This is a genomic window from Bradyrhizobium sp. U531, assembly GCF_051710265.1.
Lineage (GTDB): Bacteria > Pseudomonadota > Alphaproteobacteria > Rhizobiales > Xanthobacteraceae > Bradyrhizobium.
Genome location: NZ_JASVEN010000001.1, coordinates 2356024 through 2379597, shown reverse-complemented (window position 1 = coordinate 2379597; position 23574 = coordinate 2356024). Strand labels below are relative to the sequence as shown.

The following is a 23574-nucleotide window of genomic DNA, read 5'->3' as shown; positions in this document are numbered from 1 at the left end:
CGATGCGAACTGACGCCTCGGACCGATGCTCTCCTCAGAATGAGTCCGACCGTTGACTTGGATCAATGGACCCGGCGGCCGCGATCTCACGGTGACGCATCATTCTCGTCCCGAAGACCGTCAAGAGACTGTCAGGGACCGCTGACGATCGGGAGACATGCATGTCCAAGGACACCAAGCCGACGCAAAAGCGCATCGACCAGTTTTTCTCCGGCCCTGGAGCCCGGGCGGACGATTGGCGCGATCTGGTCGAGGCAGCCAAGGTCTGGGCCCGGGTTGGCAATCGCGCGGCCTACGATGCGGCGCTGGCCGATCTGTCGATCACCGAGGAATTCCACGGCTATCCCGGCATGCAGCTGATAGGGGCCTTGCGGGAAGCGGCTGCGGCCGGCGACGGCGCGGCCTCGTTCTCGCTTGCGACGAGGATTGCCCAGGCGCTGGCCACGCGGTCGTTCCGCCAGCATGCCGGTGACTGGAGTGCCAAGGATGACGGCAATGGCGAAGCGCCCGAGCTGGTGCCGCCGACCTTCGGCGCGCATACGGCGCGCAGGCCGTATTTCGAGACCCTGATCGTGACAGGCGTATCGCAAAGCCAATGGCCGGCGCTCACGGCCGAATGGCGCAAGCTGCGCCGCCCGGTCGATGCCTTCGTCTACGAGCCTGTGATCGTCGGCAGCCTGGAAGATGCCTTCTGCGCCACGATGGTCAACCCGAATATCGGGGCCGTCATCATCAACGAGGGCTTTGGCCTGCGCTCGCGCCACAATGCGCCGGTGCTGCGCTCGATCATGGCTACGGTGAATCTCAATGACGAATCCGACGCTTCGGCGCTTCGGCTCGCCCAGATCATCAAGCGCGTCAGGCCCGAGCTCGACCTCTACATGATCTCGAACCGCGACGTGGAGGAATTGGCCGGCAATCCCGAGGCCAATGTTATCAGGCGCATCTTCTATTCCGTCGAGGAGCTTCTGGAGCTGCATCTGTCGATCCTCGAAGGCATCCAGGATCGCTACGACACGCCGTTCTTCGACAATCTGAAGAAATACGCGCAGCGGCCGATCGGGACCTTCCACGCGCTGCCGATCGCGCGCGGCAAGTCGATCTTCAAGTCCGACTGGATCCGCGACATGGGCGAGTTCTACGGCCCGAACCTGTTCCTGGCCGAGAGCAGCGCCACCACCGGCGGTCTCGACAGCATGCTCGAGCCGACCGGCAACATCAAGAAGGCGCAGGAGAAGGCGGCGAGGGCGCTCGGCGCCGACCGCGTCTTCTTCGTCACCAACGGCACTTCGACCTCGAACAAGATGGCGGTGCAGGCGCTGCTGGCGCCCGGCGACATCGCGATCGTCGACCGCAATTGCCACAAATCGCATCACTACGGAATGGTGCTGGCCGGCGCGCAGCCGCTCTATGTCGAAGCGTTCCCGATGACGGAATATTCGATGTACGGCGCGGTGCCGCTGAAGACGATCAAGCAGGCGCTGCTGAACGCAAAGGCCGACGGCCGGCTCGACCGCGTCAAGCTGCTCGATCTCACCAACTGCACCTTCGACGGCCACATCTACAACACCCGCCGGGTGATGGAGGAATGTCTCGCCATCAAGCCCGACCTGATCTTCCTGTGGGACGAGGCCTGGTTCGGCTTCGCGCGCTTCTCGCCCTTCCTGCGCCGCCGCACCGGACTTGGCGCCGCCAACGAGATCGAGGCCTGGATGCACGATCCGAAGTCGGTCGCGGCCTATGAGAAGCAGCAGGCCGAGCTCGGCAAGAACCCGACCGACGAGGTGCTGCTCAAGACCCGGCTGATCCCGGATCCGCGCCAGATCCGGCTGCGCGTCTACCAGACCAACTCGACCCACAAGTCGATGTCGGCGATCCGCCAGGGATCCATGCTCTCGGTCAAGGACGTCGATTTCCACACGGTCGAGCAGCAGTTCAAGGAAGCGGTGTTTACCCATGCCTCGACCAGCCCGAACCAGCAGTTGATCGCCAGCCTGGACATCTCGCGGCGGCAGATGGAGCTGGAAGGCTATGGCCTCGTCGCCAATGCGATCGAGATCGCGTTCGCGATCCGCCAGGCGGTCAACAACAATCCGTTGATCTCGAAATACTTCCGCATCCTCGGCGCCGACGCCATGGTGCCGGCTCAATATCGCCAGAGCGGTTTCACCGACTTTCTCACGCCCGGCGTCAACTGGGCCAACACGCTCAAGAGCCTGGATGAAGACGAGTTCTGCCTCGATCCGACCCGCATGACGCTGGTGTGCGGCATGGCCGGGTATGACGGAACGCAGTTCAAGGGCATTCTCGCCAACGAGTACAACATCCAGGTCAACAAGACCTCGCGCAACTCGGTCCTGGTCCAGTCCAACATCAACAACACCCGCAGCGACGTCGCGCATCTCGTCCGCGTGCTCGCCGAAATCGCGGGCGAGATCGACCGCGGCCTCGCCCATGGCGGCGCCAACGCCCGCAAGACGTTCGAGGCGCGGGTGACGAGCCTGATGAAGGACGTGCCCGATCTGCCGAACTTCTCGCATTTCCACCCGAGCTTCCGGGGTGATGCCGGCACCAAGACCAACGAAGGCGATATCCGCACCGGCTTCTATGCCGCTTACGACGTCGCCGGCTGCGAGCACATCCGCCTTGGCGATCCCGAGATCGATCGGCGATTGAAGGCGGGTCCCGAGCTCGTCTCGGCCAATTTCGTGATCCCGTATCCGCCGGGCTTCCCGATCATGGTGCCGGGGCAGGTCATCACGCAGGAGACCATCGACTTCATGCGCAAGCTCGATGTGAAGGAAATCCACGGCTACGACGCCAAGGAAGGGTTGAAGCTGGTGCGCACGGAGGCCCTGGCGAAGCTCGGGCGGCCGAAGCCCGGCGCGCAGCCGAAGCTCAAGGCCGCGTCATAAGTCTGGAGGGGACCAACATGCAGGCGTTCTTCACGTTTCTGCAGCAGAATCCATATCTGCTGCTGTTCTTCGTCGTCGGTCTCGCCGTCTATATCGGCCGGGCCAGCATCAAGGGTTACGGCCTCGGCATGGTCGCCGGCGCCATCGTGGTCGGCGCGGGCGTTTCCGTCTGGGCTTCGAGCTATGGCGTGAAGCTGGAGCTGAACAATTTCGCCAAGAGCCTGTTCTACTATCTCTTCATGTATGGCGTGGGCCTGCGCGTAGGCCCGTCCTTCATCAACAGCCTGAAGGGCGACGGACTGAAGTTCTGCATTCTGGCAGTGGTATCGAGCGTGATCGGGCTCGCGCTCGTCGTCATCGGCGCCAAGATGTTCTCGCTCCCGCCCGGCGCTGCCGGCGGCATGCTGGCGGGTTCCCAGACCATGTCGGCCGCGATCGGCTCGGCCGAGCAAGCCATCACCTCGGGTGTCGTCAAGCTGCCGGAGGGAATGAAGCCCGAGGATGCCTCCGGCATGATCGCGCTGTCCTACGGTATCACCTATATCTGGGGGACCGTCGGCATCATCCTGATCTGCAAATACCTGCCGCGCTGGTGGGGCGTCGATGCGAAGGCGGCGGCCCGGCAGTACGAGCAGGAATTTGGCGTCAAGGATCTCGAGGGTGGCGGTCTCACCGGCTTCCGCCAGTTCGGCCTGCGTGCCTATCGGCTGGAGAATTCGGCGACGGCCGGGATGAGTATCGCCAAGTTCCGGGCGATCAATCCCGAATACCGCATCGTCAACGTCTCGCGCGGTGGCGAGGCGCAAGGCGCAGATGCCGAGCTCGTTCTGCAGAGAGGCGACATCGTCGCGCTCGGCGGCTCGACCGAACATCTCACCGACAAGATGGGTCTGATCGGACCTGAGGTTGCCGATGCCAAGACACTCGGAATCCCCATGGACCAGGCCGAGATCCTCGTCACCAACAAGGAGATGGTGGGACGCACGTTCGAATCCTTCCGCGACACCGCGCTTGCCGGCCAGTTGCAGGTCACCAAGGTCGAGCGGGGCGGCGTCCAGATTCCGGCGGGTCTCAAGACCAAGCTGGAGCGGATGGACATCGTCTCCGTGGTCGGCTTGAAGTCGGCGGTTAGCGAGCTCGGCGAGATGTGGGGCCGGATTGCCCGGTCCAACACCTCGACCGATCTGCTGACCCTGGCCCTCGGCATGATCATCGGCTTCCTGATCGGCAAGATCGAGTTCCCGGCCTTCGGCGCCAAGATCGGTCTCGGCAATGCCGGCGGCCTGTTGCTGTCGGGTGTGATCGTGTCCTCGATCGTGTCGCGCCTGCGCTTCTTCGGCAACACGCCGAATGCAGCGCGCAACGTGCTGGAGGATCTGGGCCTCGTCGTCTTCGTGGCGATCGTTGGCGTCAATGCCGGCGCCGGGCTGCTGGCCCAGCTCACCGGCGCGGTGGCTCTGAAGATCTTCCTCGTCGGCTTCATTGCCTGCACGATCCCGCCGTTCATCGTCTGGGCCATCGGCTTCCACGTCTTCAAGATCAATCCGGCCGTGCTGATGGGCGGCGTCGCCGGCGCGCGCTCGCATTCCGGACCGTGCCGTGAGGCCGCGGTCGAAATCCAGAGCTCGGTGCCCTGGATCGGATTCCCGGTCGGCTACGCCGTGTCGGGCATCCTGCTCACCGTGTTCGGCTATTTCGCAATGATACTGGCGCAATGATCAGGAAGGGGAAACAACGTCATGAAGAAGTCTAGCTTCAGCGCTGCTGCAATCGTCATGCTCGCAACCGCCATCACTGTCGCCACGCCAGCGCGAGCCGACACCGGGCAGGTCGCCGTCGTCTTCACCAAGGGTGGCTTCATCGTCGGCGTCGGGGGCGGCGAAGGAGTTCTGCTTTACAGAGGCAAGAAATATCCCTTCACGGTCTCCGGCATGAGCGTCGGCCTTACGGTCGGCGCGTCCACGACCAAGCTGGTTGGCAGGGCCCTCAATCTGAGAGGCCCCGCGTCCATCGAGGGGTCGTACGTGGTCGGCGGCGCCGGCGGCGCCGTCGCTGCCGGTGCCGGTGCGGTACAGTTGCAGAACGGCAATGGCGTGATCCTTCAGCTCAGCGGCCCGAAGGTCGGCGCGGAAGTGTCGGCTGCGGTCGGAGGGGTCACGATCCGGCTTAAATGAGGCTGAGCAGTCGTCCCCAAGGACAAACGGGCTGCGTCATCGCAGCCCGTTTCGCGTTTCACCATCGCGCGTCTTAATATCGCTCTTCGACGAACTTCAGCCCGCGCAGGCTCGCCTGGTCGTTGTAGCGCCCCTTGTGGGATCGCGGCGGCAGCTTGACCTTCTCCCGCTTCAGCTTCTTGTAGGGGATCGCTTGCAGGATATGAGAGATGACGTTGAGCCGCGCGCGTCGCTTGTCGTCGGAGCGGATCAACCGCCACGGCGCATGTTTGGTGTCAGTTGCCTCGAACATCATGTCGCGTGCGCGCGAATAGTCGTACCATCGGCCGAACGACTGGGTATCCATCGGGCTCAGCTTCCATTGCCGCAGCGGATCCTCGATCCGGGCCTTGAAGCGAAGCTCCTGTTCCTCCATCCCGACCTCGAGCCACAGCTTGATCAGGATGATGCCGGCATCGACGGCAAATCGCTCGACCAGCGGACACAGTTCAAGGAAGCGCTTATGCTCGACCGGGGAGCAGAAGCCCATGACATACTCGACGCCAGCACGGTTGTACCAGCTGCGGTCGAAGATCACGACTTCGCCGGCGGCGGGAAATTGCTCGATGTAGCGCTGCATGAACAGCTGCGATTTCTGCCGGTCGGAGGGCGCGGGCAGGGCGCAGACACGGAAGACGCGCGGGCTGACCTTTTCGGTCAAAGCCTTGATGGTGCCGCCCTTGCCGGCGGCGTCGCGCCCTTCGAAAATGACGATCACCTTCAGCTTCTGGGCCTTGACCCAATCCTGGAGGTGACAGAGCTCGACCTGGAGCTTTCTCAGCTTCTTTTCGTAGTCCTTCCGCTTCATCCGCCCGTCGGGCGCCTCGCTGGCCATGCCGTTCCTCTCGTTCAGCTCGTCATTCGTCCCAGGAAATGGTCACGCCGATATCGCCGGGCACTCCGTCTGGAAAATCGATGACCTGGTAGGCGATGCGATAGCCGCGCGGCTTCAGATAGTCGGTCCAGAGCTGGAAGATCTCCCTGGGAATCCCGGTCAGCGTGGTCTCCCAGCCCTTCTCCATCTGGTTGATCGCGCGCCCCTTGTCGGTGCAGAGCGAGTTGGGGAAGCGATAGACGAGAACCTCCGTCAGGCCGTTTCGCACTGCACGCTGGATGATGGTCGAGGCAAGCTTGATCTTCTCCTCCTCGCTCTTGCCGGAGGGCTTGCTGAGTCGCTCGATCAGCGCGCGCTTCTCGGCATCGGCCGCGGCGGCGAGGCGGACATACTCCTCGGCCTTCTCGGCTTCCTTGAGGGCGGCTTCCTTCCGGATAATGGCGGCGTCGGGGATGAGATCGTCGAGGCCGGACATGGCTGCGGCTCCTGATGATTATCCAATCAGCATCGAGGGAACGCTAGGTCCGGCGGAGGGGCATTCCCTTGATTCAAGTCAAGCAATACGGGAAGCTGTCTGAACACAGTGACGCAAGTAGACCTCGCTGACCGGGAGAGACGTTTGAGCGACCAGCTGCATCCGATGGCTCCGCACCATCTGCCGTTCTATTTGGCCCCGGGGAGCGGGACCGATACGCTGATGGTGGTGATGGGCCTGTTCCTGATCGGTACCGTGCTCTGGGTCGGCACGCTCTATTGGAAGCTGCACAGCCTGCCCGAGCGGATGGCGCACAAATCGCAAAAGCTGCAATTCGAGTTCGTCGCGGTGCTCGGCCTGATCTCGCTGTTCACGCACATGCATATCTTCTGGATCGCAGGCTTGCTGCTGGCGATGATCGACCTTCCCGACTTCGGCACACCGCTGCGCAGCATTGCCGGATCGGTCGAGAAGATCGCGGAGGCGACGCCGGCTGCCGATGGCGAGGATGTCCGGACGGAGGCCGTGGTGGCGCCTGCCCCTCCTGATAAGTCCGGACCGGCGAAGGGGAAGGAGCACAGCCATGTTTGAGCTGATGTTCTGTTCGCTGCTGACGATCCTGCCGGATTATCTTTACCGTCGCTACGGCCAGGGCAAGCGCTTCGGCAAGGAAATCACGTTCTTCTCGATCTGGTACGAGCTGCGCTGGGGCATCACGGGCTGCCTGATGCTGACGGTGTCGCTGATCACCATGATCTTCTATTTCCATCCGACGACATCATCCGCAACGCTGTATTTTCGCACGGTGCCGATCCTGCCCGAAGGCTCGGGTCGCGTCGCCGACGTCAAGGTCGGCTTCAGCGCACCGGTGAAAAAGGGCGATGTCCTGTTCACCCTCGACGCCTCGAAGCAGCAGGCCGCGCTTGAAACTGCGAAGCGGAAGGTCGCGGAGGTCGATGCCGCCGTGCAGACCGCGCAGGCGGAGGTGGTCAAGGCGGAGGCGCAGGTTGGTGAGGCGAGGGCCAATTACCAGCAGGCCAAGGACGAACTCGAGGTCAAGACCGAGCTCCAGCGCCGCAATCCCGGTATAGTCCCGCAACGCGATATCGACAAACTCAACGTGCTGGTCGATCAGCGCCAGTCCGGGATCGACGCTGCGACGGCTGCGAAGCAATCGGCGGCTTTGCAGGTCTCGGTGCTGCTGCCGGCACAGAAAGCCAGCGCGGAGGCTGCGCTCGCTCAGGCCCAGGTCGATCTCGACAAGACCTTCGTCCGCGCCGGTGTCGATGGGCGTGTCGAGCAATTCCTGATCCGTCCCGGGGACGTCGTCAATCAGCTGATGCGCCCGGCTGGTGTGCTCATTCCGGACGGGGCCGGTCGCAAGGTGTTGCAGGCCGGGTTCGGCCAGATCGAGGCACAAGTCATGAAAGAGGGCATGGTCGCGGAAGCAACCTGCATCTCGAAGCCGTGGGTGATCATCCCGATGGTGATCACGACCGTGCAGGACTACATCGCCGCCGGACAGTTCCGATCCGGAGAGCTGCTTGTCGATCCACAGAACGCCGTCCGCCCCGGGACCATCCTGGTGTTTCTGGAACCGCTCTACAAAGGGGGCCTCGATGGCGTGACCCCCGGCAGCAGCTGCGTCGTCAACGCCTATACCAGCAATCACGAGGAAATCTCGGCCAAGGATACGCCGACCAGCCGGAAGATCGCGCTGCACGTCGTGGATGGTGTCGGCCTCGTTCACGCGCTGCTGCTGCGTATCCAGGCGCTGCTGTTGCCGATCCAGACGCTGGTGCTGAGCGGACACTGAGCGGGAGTTGGATTTGCGTCGCCGGCACTGTCCCGGCAACGCTATTCCCGCTAGATTGTTTGAAACCCAGCCGTCGGAAGCTGCGGGAGTGGAGCAGAACGGGCGCATGTGCGGTGTTTCGGTCAGGCTCAGGCCGGCAGCGGTCGCACTGGCGTGCTTCTGCCTGGTCGTCGCCGTATGCCTTGCGCCGGAGCGTGCCGAGGCCGTCGGGCGGAGCCTCCGCGGCGAGCTCAAGCGCGTGCTGGTGCTGCATTCCTTCGGCCGCGAGTTTCGACCCTGGAGCGAGTATGCGCGCGAGATCAAGGCCGAGCTGGAGCGGCAATCGCCCTGGCCCCTGGATATCCAGGAGCACGCGCTGCTGACGGCGCGCTTCAACAATCCCGGGCCCGAGGCGCCGTTCGTCGATTATCTGCAGTCGCTCTACCAGGGAGCGACGCCCGATATCGTGTTGAGCATCGGTGCCCCCGCGGCCAGGTTCGCGCAGAGATATCGCGCAAAACTGTTTCCCGATACGCCGCTCGTGCTGGCCGCAGTCGAGCGCCGGCTGATCGATCGCGCCAATCTCCGCGACAACGACGTCGTCGTGGCGATCCACAACGACTTCGTCGCCGCATTCGAGAATATCCTGCAGGTTCTTCCGGACACCAAATCGGTTGCGGTCATCATCGGTGCTTCGCCGCTCGAGAAATTCTGGGTCGAGGAGGTGAGGCGGGAGCTGAAACCTCTCACGGGGCGTTTGGAGCTTCTCTGGTATTCGGATTTGTCTTTCGATGACATCCTGAAGCGTGCATCGGCGCTTCCGCCACACACCGTGCTGTTCTGGGGCCTGATGTCGGTTGATGCGGCGGGCGTCGTGCATGAGAGCGACATCGCGCTGCGGAGCCTGCACGCGGTCGCAAATGCCCCGATCTTCTCCTATCAGGAACCGTTTTTCGGTGGCGGCGCGGTCGGCGGACCGATGCAGTTGGTCAAGGACACGAGTTCGAGGACGGTCAGTGCCATGATCGGTATTCTCGAGGGCGCAAAACCCGGGAACATCAATTACGAGCCGATCGGCTTCGCGCCGCCGCGATATGATTGGCGGGAATTGCAGCGCTGGGGCATCAGCGAGAGCCGTTTGCCGCCCGGAAGCGAAATCCTGTTTCGCGAACCGAACATCTGGGAACGTTACCGCTGGCAGATGTTGATGATTGCGGCCGTCTTCCTGGTGCAGGCCGGACTCATCAGCGGATTGTTGCACGAGCGCGGGCGCCGCCGCTTCGCCGAAATCGAGTCGCGCCAGCGCATTGCCGAGCTTGCCCACGCCAACCGCTATTCGGCCGTTGGTGAGCTGACCACGTCCATCGCCCATGAATTGAACCAGCCGCTCGGCTCCATCCTGACCAACGCCGAGACAGCGGAGATCTTGTTGAAGGCCGCTTCACCCGACATCAATGAAGTCAGGCAGATCCTTGCCGACATCCGGCGTGACGATCAGCGGGCGAGCGAGGTGATCCGCAGGTTGCGCAGCGTCCTGAAGAAGACACCCTTCGAGGTCAAGGACATCGAGCTCAATGATATGGTGCGCGAAGCCATCGGTCTTGTGCGCGCCGTCGCCGACGGACGTCGGATCACGTTGATCTACATGCCGGCCGCGACCGACCTGCCGGTGAAAGGCGACCCGATCCAGCTTCAGCAGGTCGTTCTCAACCTGATCATCAACGCAATGGATGCAATCGCCGACGCGGAAGCGGCAAAGCGCGAGGTGAGCGTCTCGACCTTGCGCGCCGGCAAGGATGCGGAGATCAGGGTCAGCGACACGGGACCGGGGATCGACGTCTCCGATCTCGCAAATGTCTTCAATCCGTTTTTCTCGACCAAGCCGCAAGGCATGGGCATGGGGCTCGCCATCGTCAAGACCATCGTCGAGGCCCATGACGGCACGATCTCGGCCGCGAACCTGCCCGCGGGCGGCGCGCTGTTCACGATCCGGCTTCCAATCGTCCGCTGACGGCCGGTGGCTTGATCCTGATCGGGCCTCCGGGGCGGCGGGGCCTGCTTTCTCCGCTGGGGGATGACTGGACGGGCGCGGATGACCTCATTTCGTTGATCTCGATCAACAAACCTCCGCGCCCCGGCCCGATCGTCCCGGACTGGAAGCCCGAGGGAGGATGTGATGTTCCGCTGCGGCAAGACCCTGATGGCACTTGCGCTCTTGATGGCGACCTCCGTCGCTGCAACGGCGCAGACCACAACGACACCTGCAGCTACCGCACCGCAGGCGCAGCCCGCGAGCCCGCCTGCGCCGACGGCCGAGCTTCTGAAGCCGGAGCAGCTCGAGGCCTTGGTCGCGCCCATCGCGCTCTATCCCGACGAGCTCCTGGCCAACGTTCTCGCCGCTTCGACCTATCCCCTGGAGGTCGTGCAGGCCGACCGCTGGCTGAAGGAGCGCAAGACCTTGAAGGGCGATGCGCTGAAGACGGAGGTCGAGAAGCAGGCCTGGGACGACAGCGTCAAAGCGCTGGCCAGCACCGCCGATGTGCTGACCATGATGAGCGATCAGCTCGAATGGAGCAAAAAGCTCGGCGATGCCTTTCTCGCCCAGCAGCCCGACGTGATGGATGCAGTCCAGCGCCTGCGCACCAAGGCCTATGACAACAAGAAGCTGGTCACCACCAAGCAGCAGAAGGTCAGCGTGCAGTCCCAGGCGGGCAAGCAGGTTGTCGTGGTGCAGCAGGCCAATCCTGCGGAGATGTACGTGCCGTATTACGATCCGGCGACGGTTTACGGCACTTGGCCCTATGCGGCCTATCCGCCCTATTATTGGGGCTACCCTTCCTATATCGGCGCGGGGGTGGTTGCCGCGGGCCTCGCCTTCGGCACCGCCTGGGCGATCGGGCGCTGGGGCAATTACTGGGGCGGCGGCTGCAACTGGGGCAATCGCAATGTCTATGTCAATCATCGCACCACGAACATCGGCAATGGCTGGCAGCACAATCCCGCTCATCGCCAGGGAGTGCGCTACAACAACACCAACGTTCAGCAGCGTTTCGGCAACAACAATATGAAGGCCGGCGTCTCGGACCGGATGGATTTCCGCGGCCGTGACGGCAACCAGGTGCTGCGTCCCAATCAGGGTGCGGGAGATCGCGCCGGCGATCGTGCCGGTGATCGCGCGGGCAATCGCGGAGATCGTCCGGGTGCAGGCGATCGTCCAAGCGCCGGGACCCGCGATCGGCCGGGCGGCGGTGATCGCGCCGGCGCCGGGGATCGTGCCAAGGGTGCAGGTGACCGCGCCAAGGGCGGCGGGGACCGTGCGAAGGCTGCGAATCGCGCGAGCGGTGGCGCTGCCGCCAATCGCGGTGGTGGCGGCAATCGCGGCGGCGCGATGAACGTCTCCTCGGGCCGGTCGGCGGCCGCGGCATCTGCGCGGGGACGTTCAAGCATGGCCAGCATGCCGCGCGGCGGTGGCGGCGCTGGACCGAGCATGGCCGGCCGCGGCGGTGGTGGCGGAATGGCGGCACGCGGCGGTGGCGGAGGAGGATTTGGAGGCGGCGGTCGTGGTGGTGGCGGCGGCCGGCGCTCCGACATCGCGTTGAAGCACGATATCGTCCTGCTCGGTCATCTCGCCAGCGGTCTTGGCTATTACCGCTTCAGCTATATCGGTAGCGACAAGGCCTATGTCGGCGTCATGGCGCAGGAGGTTGAGCAGGTGATGCCTGACGCAGTGACGCGCGGCAGCGACGGCTATCTGCGCGTTCATTACGAGAAGCTCGGGCTGACATTCCGCACCTACCGCGACTGGCTCGCCGGCGGCGCGAGGATCCCTGCAGAGGTGACGCCATGACCGGTCTGACATCACTCCGCCGGGCCATGTTGCCGGGTCTCTTCGCGCTGGCTCTGCTGGGGTCTGCGTCGCATGCTCAGCAGTCGTTCAGGACACCCGAGGATGCGGCCGCGGCGCTCGCGGCCGCGGTGAAGAGCGGACCGGGCGACATTCTGAAGGTGCTCGGCAGGGCCGCGGACGACATCGTCTCCTCCGGCGACGAGATCGCGGACAACGACATCCGCCAGCGCTTCACGTCGATGTACGATGCCAAGCACGGCATCAAGGCCGAGGGCAACAAGAGCGCGACCTTGCTGCTCGGACCCGACGATTTCCCGTTCCCGATTCCGTTGGTCAACACCAGGACCGGGTGGGAGTTCGACACCGATGAGGGACGAATCGAGGTGCTGCGCCGTCGCATCGGCCGTAACGAGCTCGATGCGATCCAGACAGCGCTCGCCTATGTCGATGCGCAGAACGAATACGCCGACAAGGATCGCGGCGAGGGCGCCGGTGTCTACGCTCAGCGTATCGTCTCGACGCCGGGAAAGAAGGACGGTCTGTTCTGGCGTGACGACAGCGATCCGAGCCCGCTCGGCGCGCTGGCGGCCGAGGCATCGAAGGAGGGCTATCGCGCAGGCGATGTCGGACCTGCGCCCTATCACGGCTATTACTTCCACATCCTCAAAGGGCAGGGCGCGGATGCGGCCGGTGGCGCGCTCAACTACGTGGTCAAGGGCAAGATGATCGGCGGCTTCGCGTTGATCGCCTGGCCCGCCGAGTACGGCAATTCCGGTGTGATGACGTTCCTCGTCAATCATGCTGGCACCGTCTATCAAAAGGATCTCGGCAAGCGCACGACGTTCGTCGCCGAGCGCACCACGCTGTTTGATCCGGATCAGACCTGGAAGAAGGTCGATGCCGCAAAACCGTGAACGGCGCGCGCTGATGTTTCGCTCGATCGCAACGGTCCTGCTGGCGCTCCTTCTGGCAGCGCCGGCGACACCATCTTTTGCGCAAGCGGCCGGTCACGTCCGCGCCAAGATCGTCAAGGGTGGCCTTCTGATCGGCGGCGGCGCTGGCAGCGGCGTGCTGACCTATCGCGGACGAACTTACCCCTTCAGGATCACGGGCTTAAGTCTCGGCATCACGGCGGGTGCAACGGTCGGCCGGCTTGACGGCTGGGCTTCGGGCATCCGGGAGATCGGCGATTTCGCCGGCACCTACAGCTCCGTCGGCGGCGGCTTTGCGTTGGTCGGCGGCGTCAACGGCGTCCACCTTCGCAACGAGAAGGGCGTGACGATCGTGATGCAGGGGCCGAAAGCGGGGCTGGAGCTCGCAGCCAACGTCAGTCAGATCACGATCTCGCTGAGATAGTGCGCGTCATTGGCGGACGTCGTTGCGATGAAGGCGGCAGCAACGACATGATGACGCAGCGTCCTGACGCGTGCGCTTCTGCCGGATCTTCCTGCGGCAATTTGACCGCACCAAACTCGTTTCATCCACAGCGCATTTGAATCGTTCCAGACATTCGCCCGTCGATCGCTATTGATCGAGGTCTTCTAAGTCGCGGCGCGCGCATTTGCGTTGCCGTCATGGTGGCCTCTTCCTAAAGAGGCGATGCAGATCGTTCGTGTCTAAATGTTGCTGCCAGAACGAAGGCAGCGAATGCGCGTGGGCCTCTGCAGAGCAATTGATTGACGGGGCATATGTGCCGGCCGAACTCGGATCCGAAGAGTAGCTCTTCGGTCCCTGTTCGCTGCTGGCCGAGCGCGGAGCCGCTTCACGGCGAGCTGCGCGCTATGGAAGAAGGGCTTGCCGGGAATGCGACGTACGGGTGGGGTTGGGACGGTGGCGCGCGTAGCAATGGCGCTGCTGGGTGGAGCGGCGTTGCTGACGTGGTTCGAATTACCTGCGCAAGCTCAAACGGCACAAGGTGGAACCGCTCTGCCGCCGGTGACGGTCGATGCGCCGGCGAAGCCGTCGGCCCGCCGCGCGCCTGCCAGGCGAAACGACGCCCGGGTCAGGTCGACCTCGCGGCGCGCACCGCAAGCTCCGACTGTCGCGGTGCAATCGCAACCGGCCGTCGCTCCGCCATTCGCCGGCGGTCAGGTTGCGCAAGGCGCGCGGCTCGGGATGCTCGGCAATACCAGCACCATGAGGTCGCCGTTCAGCGCGACGAGCTACACCGACAAGTTCGTTCGTGATCAGCAGGCCGCAACGGGTGCGGATGCCTTGATCCTAGATCCCTCGGTGCGAAGCTCCCATCCGACGGGCGGCGTGTTGGACTCCTTCAACATTCGCGGCTTTCCGATCAACGAAGGCAACAACGGCGAATTTGCTTTCGAGGGACTCTACGGAATCGCGCCGACCTATCGCATCCTCACCGACTACGTCGAGCGCATCGAAGTGCTCAAGGGTCCCTCGGCCGCGCTGTCGGGCATGGCGCCCAATGGCGGCGTCGGCGGCGTCATCAACGTCGTGCCCAAGCGCGCGGACGAGGAACTGACCCGTCTGACCGCAAGCTACGGCTCGACTGCACGCTTCGGCGGTCACTGGGACGTCGCGAGGCGCTACGGGGATGGCAAGGAATGGGGCGTACGCGCCAGCGGAAGCGTCCGCGGCGGCGATACGCCCATCGATCGCCAGTCCGAGGCGACCGGTGTCGGATCGCTCGCTCTCGACTACAAAGGAGAGCGCTTCAGGTCCTGGCTCTATCTCATCACGCAGACCGATCGGTTCGATGCGCCCCAGCGTCCATTCCTGATGGGGTCCGGCCTGCAGGTGCCGAAGGCGCCGGACGGCAAGCTAAACGTGACCCAGCCCTGGGAATGGTCGCGCATCACCGACCACTCGGCCTTGCTGCGGACCGAGTACGATGTCAGCGACCAGGTCACGCTGTTTGCGGATGTCGGCGGCTCCAAGACCAATGTCGAGCGGTTCTTCGGCCTTCCGACCATCGTCAACACCAGCGGCGACACTACGTCCACGCCGCAGTTCTTCGGACTCAGTATCGATCGAACCACCTATGATGGTGGCCTTCGCGCCCGCTTCGATACCGGCTTCGTGCATCATGCCGTCGCCGTCCAGGCCTCGGTCTATCATGACGCGCTGTACCGGCGGCTGACCAACGGCACTCTGGTCACGTCGAACATCTACAGTCCCTCCGTCGCACCGACACAGTTTGCCAACGAGGCGAGCGGCCGCCCGCGGCTTTCGGACAGCGAGCTCACCGGGCTCTCGATTGCCGACACCTTGTCCGTGCTCGACGAGCGTGTCCTGCTGACCCTGGGTGTCCGGCGCCAGGGCATCGAGGCCAACAACTATCTCTCCAATGTGGGAACGCTGTCGTCGTCCTATGACAAGAGTGCGGTCACGCCGGTGGTTGGCCTCGTCGTCCGCCCGCTGGAGAATGTCTCCTTGTACGCGAACTACGTCGAAGGCCTCGCGCGGGGCGACGTGGCACCGCAGGCCGCGTCCAACTTCGGTGAAGTGCTGCAGCCTTACGTGGCCAAGCAGTACGAGGCCGGCATCAAGGTGGAGTTCGGCCGGATCGCGACCACCTTCAGCGCCTTCGAGATTTCGAAGGCGAGCGGCGAGCTCTCCGCCGGGCGCTTCGCGGCGACAGGCGAACAGCAAGTCCGCGGGCTCGAGTTCAACGTCTATGGCGAGCTCATGCCGGATGTTCGCATTCTCGGAGGCGTATCGCTGCTGGACGGTACGCTGACGAAGACCGCAGTCGCGGCGAATGTGGGCAACACACCGATCGGCGTGCCGAACGTACAGGCCAATATCGGCGCGGAGTGGGATCTGCCGTGGATGAGAGACCTCACGTTGAACGGAGCCGTCATCTACACGGGCAAGCAGTTCATCGACTCCGCGAACAAGCAGTCGATTCCGGAGTGGACACGGCTCGACCTCGGCGCCCGCTACACCACGGCGATAAACGGCCGGAAGACGGTGTTCCGCGCCAACATCCAGAACGTGACCGGCGAGAGCTACTGGTCGAGCGTCGCGTCGTTCGGAACGTTCTTCCTGGGCGCGCCGCGCACCTACCTCTTGTCGATGACCGTGGACATGTGAAGCGCTTCCGGGCCGTCGTGAGGGCATGATCATGTGAGAGCCCAGCATCCCAGCCATGCTGCTACGCGGCCGTGGCGAGAAATCCTGGATTAAATCAATGGGTTGACTTTCCCGTCCAGGCGCCCTCGGCCGCGAAGCCAAAATGGCGCAGCTCTTGCTCTTGTCAGTATGAGGGTTCTTGATAAACCTCATACTACGCGATCGGGTGAATGGAGCAGGCGGTGAGGCGGACTTTGCGGGCGATCGGATCCGGGACGCTCGTGCTGTTCGGAGGGCTGATCGCCGCCAACATCGCCGCCTGGGTCTGGGCCTTCGCGCTGTTCGGCGACCGGCCGACGGTACTGGCGACGGCGCTGCTGGCCTGGGTGTTCGGCCTGCGCCATGCCGTCGATGCCGACCATATCGCTGCCATCGACAACGTCGTGCGCAAGTTGATGCAAACGGACGACGCGCCGCACAGCGTCGGCCTCTATTTTGCGCTCGGCCATTCCACCGTCGTCGTGGCTGCGACCCTGTTGCTCGCGCTCGGCGTGGTTAGCCTCGGCGGCGACAGCCTGCTCAAGGAGATCGGTGGCCTCATCGGCACGTCGGTGTCGGCGTTGTTCCTGCTGGCGATCGCGGCCATCAATCTCGCTATTTTCGTCGGGCTGTGGCGGACGTTTCGCGCGGCGCGGGAGCAGGGCGTTCACGATGCCGAAGGTCTGGAGCGGCTGCTCGCCAATCGCGGTTTCCTCGCGCGCCTGCTCGGGCCGCTGTTCCGGCTGGTCACCAAACCCTGGCACATGTATCCGCTCGGCGTCCTGTTCGGGCTCGGCTTCGACACGGCGACCGAGATCGGCCTGCTCGGCATCTCCGCAACCGAAGCCGCGCGCGGCGCATCGGTTGCCGACATACTCGTCTTCCCCGCGCTGTTCGCCTCGGGCATGGCGCTGGTCGACACCGCCGATTCCGCGTTGATGGTGAGCGCGTATCGATGGGCCTTCGTCGATCCCCTGCGAAAGCTCTGGTACAATCTCACGATCACCGGCGCCTCGGTGGCGGTCGCACTTTTCATCGGCGGTATCGAAGCGCTTGGGCTCGCCGCTGATCGGCTCGGCCTGTCCGGGGGCGTGTGGACGCTGGTCGATGGCCTCAACGAGTCGCTCGCCAATGTCGGCTTCGCCGTGGTCGCGCTGTTCGCAATCGCCTGGCTCGTCTCCGTCGTGCTCTATCGTCGCATCGTCGAGGGCGGCCGAGCGAAGGCCCTGGAATGCGCCGATGCAACCGAAGCGGCGTGAGCCCGGTCGTGGCTGCGGCGCGCTGACGGCACTCTCGGCCCTGGTGCTGCTCGCCGATGACGGCTGCGCGTTGGCGCAGAGCAGTGACGCCTCGCGCGAGCTGCCGTCGATCCGGGTCGGCGGCGGCGAGACAGCAGGACGCAAGAAGCCGGTCACATCGCGCCGCACCGGCGCGCTGTCTCCGGCCGGCCATCGCATCTTGGTGTATCCGACGGCGACGCAAGCATCGGACGTGCGCAGCGTCGCCTCGGGTGCAAAGGACCAACCGAGCATGGCCAGCGAGATCACCGTCTCGGGCGATCAGCTCAATGCGCGCCCGTTCACGCGGCCGGGCGAGGCGCTCGAAGCCGTGCCGGGTCTCATCGTGACGCAGCATTCCGGCGAGGGCAAAGCCAACCAGTATTTTTTGCGCGGGTATAATCTCGATCACGGCACCGACCTTGCGATCACCGTCGACGGCGTTCCCGTCAACATGCGCACCCACGCGCACGGCCAGGGCTATGCCGATCTCAATTGGCTGATTCCGGAAACCATCGCCGCGGTGGATGTGCGCAAGGGGCCGTACTTTGCCGACGAAGGCGACTTCGCTTCGGCCGGAAGCGTCCATATCGGCTTGATCGACCGCACCAGGGGACTTGCGCAGGCGACCGTGGGCAGCTTTGGCTACCGCCGTCTGCTCGGAATGGATTCCGCGAAGGTTGGTGACGGTTCGATGCTCGTGGCAGGCGAGATCGGCACCTACAACGGCCCCTGGGACAATCCGGACAATGTACGGAAGCTCAACGGCCTCGTGCGCTACAGCCAGGGCACCGCGACCGACGGTGTCTCCATCACCGGCATGGCCTATGCCAATTCGTGGAATTCGACCGACCAGGTACCGCAACGCGCGATCACATCCGGCTTTCTCAGCCGCTTCGGCTCGGAAGACCCGAGCGACGGCGGCAACACCAATCGCTTTGCGCTGTCGGGACGCATCGCGCAGAGCGACGATCTCGGTTCCTGGAAAGTCAACGCCTATGTCGTGAAGAGCCAGCTCGACCTCTTCAACAATTTCACCTACTACCTCAGCGATCCCGTGCTCGGCGACCAATTCCACCAGCACGACGACCGCCTGATGGCAGGCGCCAACGTCTCACGATCGCTGAACGGCTCGTTCGCAGGCTTGCCGATGCAGACGACCTTCGGCCTGCAGTCGCGCTATGATGCGATCGACCTTGCGCTCACCAACACGTTCCGTCGCGGCTTTCTCTCCAACATCCGCAGCGACAAGGTCGGCGAGGGCAGCGTCGGCGTCTATGCCGAGAATACCGTGCGCTGGACGGATTGGCTCAGGACGACCGTGGGCTGGCGCGGCGACTATTATGCCGCCGACGTCAACTCGCGGTTCAATACAAGCAATTCCGGCCGTGCGGACGCCGCGCTCGGCAGCCCGAAATTCAGGATGGTGCTCGGCCCGTTCAATCAGACCGAGCTCTTCCTCGGCGCCGGCTACGGCATGCACTCGAACGATGCCCGCGGCGCGACCACGACGGAAGACCCCAGCGATCCCGCAACGCGGCTGACGCCGTCGCCGCTGCTGGTCCGTACCAAGGGGGCAGAGGTCGGCATGCGCAGCAGGATCGTTCCCGGCCTCGACACCTCGCTCAGCTTCTTCATGCTGGATCAGGATTCCGAGATCCTGTTCTCCGGCGATGCCGGCGACACCTCGGCGACCCGTGCCAGCCGCCGCTATGGTCTTGAATGGACCAACCACTACCGGCCCCGGTCGTGGATCGACATCGACGCCGATCTCGCCATGACCCATGCGCGCTTTCGCGGCTATGACAGCGCGCAGGCGGAAGTCTACGCCTCGCTTGCCGGCTATCCCGAAGCGCAGATCGGCAACGCGCCCGGCAACTACATTCCGAACGCGCCGGCGATGGTGGCGTCCGTCGGCGTCACGCTGGGCGAGAAGACCGGCTGGTTCGGTGGCTTGCGCTGGCGCTATCTGGGACCGAGCCCGCTGACGGAGGACAATTCGTTCCGCTCCTCAGCGACCAGCATTTTCAACGGCCGCCTCGGCTATCGCATCTACAATGGCTGGCGCCTTCAGCTCGATGTGCTCAATCTGCTTAACACGAAGGCCAGCCAGATCACCTATGCCTACGGATCGCTGCTCAAGACCGATACGCTCTACAACCTCTGTACGGCCGGCACCGCGCCGACGTCAGTCTGTCAGAATGGCGTGATGGACTATGTGTTGCATCCCGTGGAGCCGTTGACGGTCCGCCTCACCATCGCGGGGTCGTTTTAGGGGTGATCGGGGAGTAGTCGGCTTTTGCCGTCCCACACAAGTCCCGCTTCACACGGAATCGCGAGCGACGTCTCCCAGGTTTGCAGGAGGCGGCGTTTGCGCGCGACTGGTACCTGACGATCGGTTGAATTCGAAGGCCACAACGGCGCCCTTGGCACGACGGCGACGCGCGATGGTGTGCGGCGCGCCGTGAAGAGGTCAAGAGATCGATCTGGCAGGAGACAGGCATGCAGAACGTCGCCCAACTATTGTCGGTAGTCCTTGCGGTCATCACATTCGGCACAGGAACGCCGAAGTCGACGGTGCCAAAGGAGATCGCCTCCGAGGGAGCGGTGGTTGCGAGCCTCCTCGCGGAAGGTGCGCAGACCTACGATTGCAAGGCCGGCAGCGACGGCAAGCTGGTGTGGACATTCCGCGAGCCGATCGCGACGTTGATCTCGGACGGTACGACCGTCGGCCGCCACTATGCAGGTCCCATCTGGGAGAGCGTGGACGGCAGCGCGATCACGGGGAAGGTCGTCGCGAGCGCTCCCGGCGCGACGCCGAACGACATTGCCTGGCTCAAGCTCAACGTCGTCAGCGCGCGCGGCGAGGGCCTGTTTTCGAAGGTGACGACCGTGCAGCGGATCGAGACTCATGGCGGTGCCGTGCAAGGCTCCTGCGAGAAGACCGGCACCTCGCTCGTTGCCCCATACTCCGCCACTTACGTCTTCGTGCGCGAGGGGAACTGAGGCGATTGCGGCCGTTCTCGGATGGTCGCGGACGGCGGCCTCCTAGGTTCGCAGGACGCGGAATCGCCTCGGCGGGAGTAATTGCAGAGGCCATCGATCATCGGCGGCCTGCCGTCAGTCGCTCGCATCGCACATCCTCCGAACGGAGGATGACCGGGCGTCCGCGCCGGGCAAGTGTGAGCGGGCGATATGATTTGAGAGGAACGGACAATGATCGGCCTGGAAGGCCCCGGAGCATGCGGGCGGCGCCTTCGCAAGGCCACGTTCCGCGCGCCCGATGAACCGTGTGCCAAACCTGCGATCGGTCCAGACCTTGTCCGTGCCAGTCAGTCCCGGTGATCAGCTAGAGTTCAGCGATCTGATCGGCGTCGTCTACGACGCCGCGATCGACGCCTCACGCTGGCAGGACGCCATTGCAGGAGCTGCCCGGTTTGTCGGCGGCGTCGGCGGTGGGCTGTTCTGCAAGGATGTCGGCGTCCAGCACGCCGCCATTCCCCACGGCTTCGGATTCCAGAGGCCGCTGCCGGTGGAGCTGTTCGGCGAGATCTACCCGGCTGCAGTGGCGCATTTCCAGGGGGACCTCGAAGAGCCGATTGCCACCGCAGATCTGATACCGCGCGACGAGCTCACCCGCACCAGCTTCTATCGCCAATGGGCCGAGCCTCAAGGCCTGGTCGACTTTCTCAGTGCGGTCGTCGACAGAACCACGATGCGGGCGGCGATATTCGGCGTCTTTCGTCACCAGGCAGACGGCATCGCCGACGATCATGCGCGGCGGCAAATGAAGCTGATTGCCCCACATATCCGGCGTTCGGTCTTGATCGGCAGGATGTTCGAGTTCAGGGCGGCGGAGGTCGCCACGTTCGTCGATACCCTGGACGGGCTCGATGCGGGCATGTTTCTCGTCGATATCGGCGGCCGGCTCATTCACGCAAATGCCGCGGGCAACGCACTTCTCGCTGCAGGCGCTGTCTTGAGCTCCACCGGCGGCCGGCTCGTCGCGCGTGACACGCAGGCCGATCGAGCCTTGCGGGAGGTGTTTGCGAGCGCCGGGCAGGGCGACGCCGCACTCGGCACCAGGGGCATCGCGATGCCGCTGACCGGCAGCGACGGCGAACGCTATGTTGCGCATGCGCTGCCCCTGACCTCGGGCGCGCGGTGTCGCGCCGGGATCGTCAACACGGCCGTTGCCGCCTTGTTCGTTCGAAAGGCCTCGCTCGCCTTGCCCTTCGCATCGCAGGCGATCGGCAGCGCTTTCAAGCTGACGCCGACAGAGCTGCGCGTCCTGCTCGCGATCGTCGAGGTCGGCGGAGTTCCGGAGATTGCCAGCGCGTTCGGTGTCGCCGACACCACGATCAGGACGCATGTCAGCAACCTCTTCGAAAAAACCGGTGCCGCCCGGCAGGCCGATCTCGTCCGGCTCGTGGCGGAGTATGCGACACCGCTCGCTGGTTGAACGCGGGCAGGAGCGACGCGTGATTTGCCGTCCTTTGGAGCGGTCCTTTCCCCCATTCCTGGGACGACACGCCGAGGTGCACTGCTCAGTATTGCCGTGATCCGATCGGCGCTGCTGACGGCAGCAGCCGATCCCGCGAGCCATCAATCCGCGAGAGCACCAGACATGAGCAGTGACGTCGCACTGGCCAAGGTTGCGGCCGGCAAGTCCGGACAACGAACGAGCATGGCCGCAAGAGGCGTGATCTGCGCTTTCGCGGCGATGGGCCTGCTGTCCACCAACATCTTCCTTCCTTCGCTGCCGGCGATCGCGGCCGATCTCGGCGTGTCCAGCGCGGCCGTGACGTCGAGCATACCGGTCTTTCTGGTGGTCTTCGCTGCGGGGCAGCTCGTCGTCGGCCCGTTGTCGGACAGGTTCGGGCGGAAAGCGCCGATCGTCACCGGGCTGTGCGTCTTCGTGCTCGGCACGGCATGGTGCGCATTCGCCGGAGATTTCACCAACCTGCTGATTGGCCGGTCGATGCAGGCGGCCGGCGTCTGCGCCGTTGCCGTGTTGTCGCGCGCAATCGCTCGCGATCTGTTCGAGGGGCAGGGACTGACCCGGGCGATGGCATCGATCACGATCGCCACCGCCGCGGCGCCGGGCCTTTCGCCTCTGCTTGGCGGCGCGATCGATCTTCTTCTCGGCTGGCGATTCGAATTCGTCTTCGTCGCGGCCGTCGCTGTCGGTACGGGAGCGCTGTATCTGACGTTCGTCGGCGAAACCCTTGCGACGGTCAGTGGTCCACATCCTCCGCTGGAAATCATCCGTTGCTATCTCGGCCTTATTCGAGACGCACGCTTCAGCGCGCCCGCAAGGACGGCCGGTCTGCTCATGGCTGGCCTGTACGCTGTGTTGTCCAGCGCGCCGCGCGTGCTTCTCGAGGGATTTGGCCTGTCGCCGCTGGCTCTTGGCTGGCTGTTTGCAGGTGTCGTCTTCATCGTGTTTGGCGCCGGCGTGCTGGCGCCGCGACTGGCGGCCCGGTTTGGTCGCCATGGCGCGACCTCGATTGGCCTCGCTGCGGCCGCGATTGGCGCGGTTGCGCTGCTTGCCATGACGCTGATCGGACAGATCGCGCTCGTCTCGTTTCTCCTGGTCGTTCCGGTTTTCCTGTTCGGGGTCGGAATTGCGAGCCCGCTTTCGAGCGCGGCGGCACTATCGCCGTTCGGCGACAGGGCCGGGCAGGCGGCCGCCTTGTTCGGCTCCGCGCAGATGGCGGGCGCGGCTTGCGGTGCCTCGCTCGCGGCGGTCGTCTCCAGCGATCCGGTCCAGGGACTTACGGTCGTTCTTGCGGCGACGTCCCTTGTCGCGCTGCTGTTGCACGTGCTTGCGACGTTGCCACGGCACATGACCCGCGATCAGACATAGCGGACCGATCGTCGTTTCCTTTCCGTAAAATATCACGGCATCCAGCTGCCCGATACCTGCGGATCGTATGATTCGCGGACTGCGCGAGTTCGCTGCATCGTCATGATCGCATGTCACGTCGACATGCGCTCGGCTGCGCCACGAGACGGCTGTCGGCGTCCATTCGTCGCGAACGCGCAAAAGTTTGCGCTTCCACAAAGAGTTCTGGATGGAAATCGGTCGATTGTTGCATCGCGGGTGCTCCGACGTGCAATCGCATCCTGTTGAT

Annotated in this window: 17 protein-coding genes; 15 read left to right on the top strand and 2 right to left on the bottom strand. The window is 64.2% G+C overall.

The annotated features are described in order from the left end of the window. Positions 1-161: 161 nt before the first annotated feature. Genes QRQ56_RS11695 through QRQ56_RS11685 form a run of 3 tightly spaced genes read left to right on the top strand, consistent with a single transcriptional unit; the run spans position 162 to position 5089 of the window. Complete coding sequence (locus tag QRQ56_RS11695; protein ID WP_438739924.1) at positions 162-2915, top strand: decarboxylase; 2754 nt, start codon at positions 162-164, stop codon at positions 2913-2915. A gap of 17 nt (positions 2916-2932) precedes the next feature. After that, positions 2933-4633 carry an aspartate:alanine exchanger family transporter gene (locus QRQ56_RS11690; protein WP_438739922.1) on the top strand — a complete coding sequence of 567 codons (1701 nt, stop codon included), beginning with the start codon at positions 2933-2935 and terminating at the stop codon, positions 4631-4633. A gap of 21 nt (positions 4634-4654) precedes the next feature. Continuing rightward, a complete protein-coding gene (locus tag QRQ56_RS11685) occupies positions 4655-5089 on the top strand; it encodes a hypothetical protein (protein ID WP_438739921.1) in 435 nt (144 codons plus the stop codon). 73 nt (positions 5090-5162) lie between these two features. On the opposite strand, the gene ppk2 is transcribed toward QRQ56_RS11685, so the two are convergent. Both ppk2 and QRQ56_RS11675 read right to left on the bottom strand, forming a co-directional pair. After that, entirely contained in the window at positions 5163-5963 is an 801-nt protein-coding gene (gene ppk2, locus QRQ56_RS11680) for a polyphosphate kinase 2 (RefSeq protein ID WP_438739919.1), read from the bottom strand. Positions 5964-5985: 22 nt separating this feature from the next. After that, positions 5986-6438: a hypothetical protein gene (locus tag QRQ56_RS11675; protein ID WP_438739917.1), complete on the bottom strand. Its 453-nt coding sequence runs from the start codon at positions 6436-6438 to the stop codon at positions 5986-5988. Between the two features lie 165 nt (positions 6439-6603). On the opposite strand from QRQ56_RS11675, the gene QRQ56_RS11670 reads away from it, so the two are divergent. The 12 genes from QRQ56_RS11670 to QRQ56_RS11615 all read left to right on the top strand — a co-directional run bounded on the left by QRQ56_RS11670 (position 6604) and on the right by QRQ56_RS11615 (position 23306). Next, entirely contained in the window at positions 6604-7029 is a 426-nt protein-coding gene (locus QRQ56_RS11670; protein ID WP_438740167.1) for a hypothetical protein, read from the top strand. Next, complete coding sequence (locus QRQ56_RS11665) at positions 7022-8254, top strand: HlyD family secretion protein (RefSeq protein ID WP_438739915.1); 1233 nt, start codon at positions 7022-7024, stop codon at positions 8252-8254. Before QRQ56_RS11670 ends, QRQ56_RS11665 begins: the two co-directional genes overlap by 8 nt. Positions 8255-8360: 106 nt before the next feature. Further along, complete coding sequence (locus QRQ56_RS11660) at positions 8361-10244, top strand: sensor histidine kinase (protein WP_438739914.1); 1884 nt, start codon at positions 8361-8363, stop codon at positions 10242-10244. A gap of 165 nt (positions 10245-10409) precedes the next feature. Then, positions 10410-12080, top strand: coding sequence for a DUF3300 domain-containing protein (locus tag QRQ56_RS11655; RefSeq protein ID WP_438739912.1), 1671 nt, complete (start codon positions 10410-10412; stop codon positions 12078-12080). Then, positions 12077-12994, top strand: coding sequence for a DUF2950 domain-containing protein (locus QRQ56_RS11650; protein WP_438739911.1), 918 nt, complete (start codon positions 12077-12079; stop codon positions 12992-12994). Before QRQ56_RS11655 ends, QRQ56_RS11650 begins: the two co-directional genes overlap by 4 nt. Beyond that, complete coding sequence (locus QRQ56_RS11645) at positions 12978-13436, top strand: hypothetical protein (RefSeq protein WP_438739909.1); 459 nt, start codon at positions 12978-12980, stop codon at positions 13434-13436. Before QRQ56_RS11650 ends, QRQ56_RS11645 begins: the two co-directional genes overlap by 17 nt. Positions 13437-13883: 447 nt before the next feature. Further along, positions 13884-16142, top strand: coding sequence for a TonB-dependent receptor (locus QRQ56_RS11640; protein ID WP_438739907.1), 2259 nt, complete (start codon positions 13884-13886; stop codon positions 16140-16142). Positions 16143-16351: 209 nt separating this feature from the next. Continuing rightward, the gene (locus QRQ56_RS11635; protein ID WP_438739905.1) at positions 16352-17419 is read left to right on the top strand and encodes a HoxN/HupN/NixA family nickel/cobalt transporter; all 1068 of its coding nucleotides are present in this window, start codon (positions 16352-16354) and stop codon (positions 17417-17419) included. After that, positions 17400-19712: a TonB-dependent receptor gene (locus QRQ56_RS11630; protein ID WP_438739904.1), complete on the top strand. Its 2313-nt coding sequence runs from the start codon at positions 17400-17402 to the stop codon at positions 19710-19712. The genes QRQ56_RS11635 and QRQ56_RS11630 overlap by 20 nt, the downstream gene beginning before the upstream one ends. A gap of 227 nt (positions 19713-19939) precedes the next feature. Beyond that, positions 19940-20443, top strand: coding sequence for a DUF3455 domain-containing protein (locus QRQ56_RS11625; protein ID WP_438739902.1), 504 nt, complete (start codon positions 19940-19942; stop codon positions 20441-20443). A 319-nt stretch (positions 20444-20762) separates the two neighbouring features. Beyond that, positions 20763-21899, top strand: a complete 1137-nt coding sequence (locus QRQ56_RS11620) for a helix-turn-helix transcriptional regulator (RefSeq protein WP_438739901.1) — start codon at positions 20763-20765, stop codon at positions 21897-21899. A gap of 165 nt (positions 21900-22064) precedes the next feature. Further along, the gene (locus QRQ56_RS11615; RefSeq protein WP_438739900.1) at positions 22065-23306 is read left to right on the top strand and encodes a Bcr/CflA family efflux MFS transporter; all 1242 of its coding nucleotides are present in this window, start codon (positions 22065-22067) and stop codon (positions 23304-23306) included. Positions 23307-23574 lie beyond the last annotated feature (268 nt).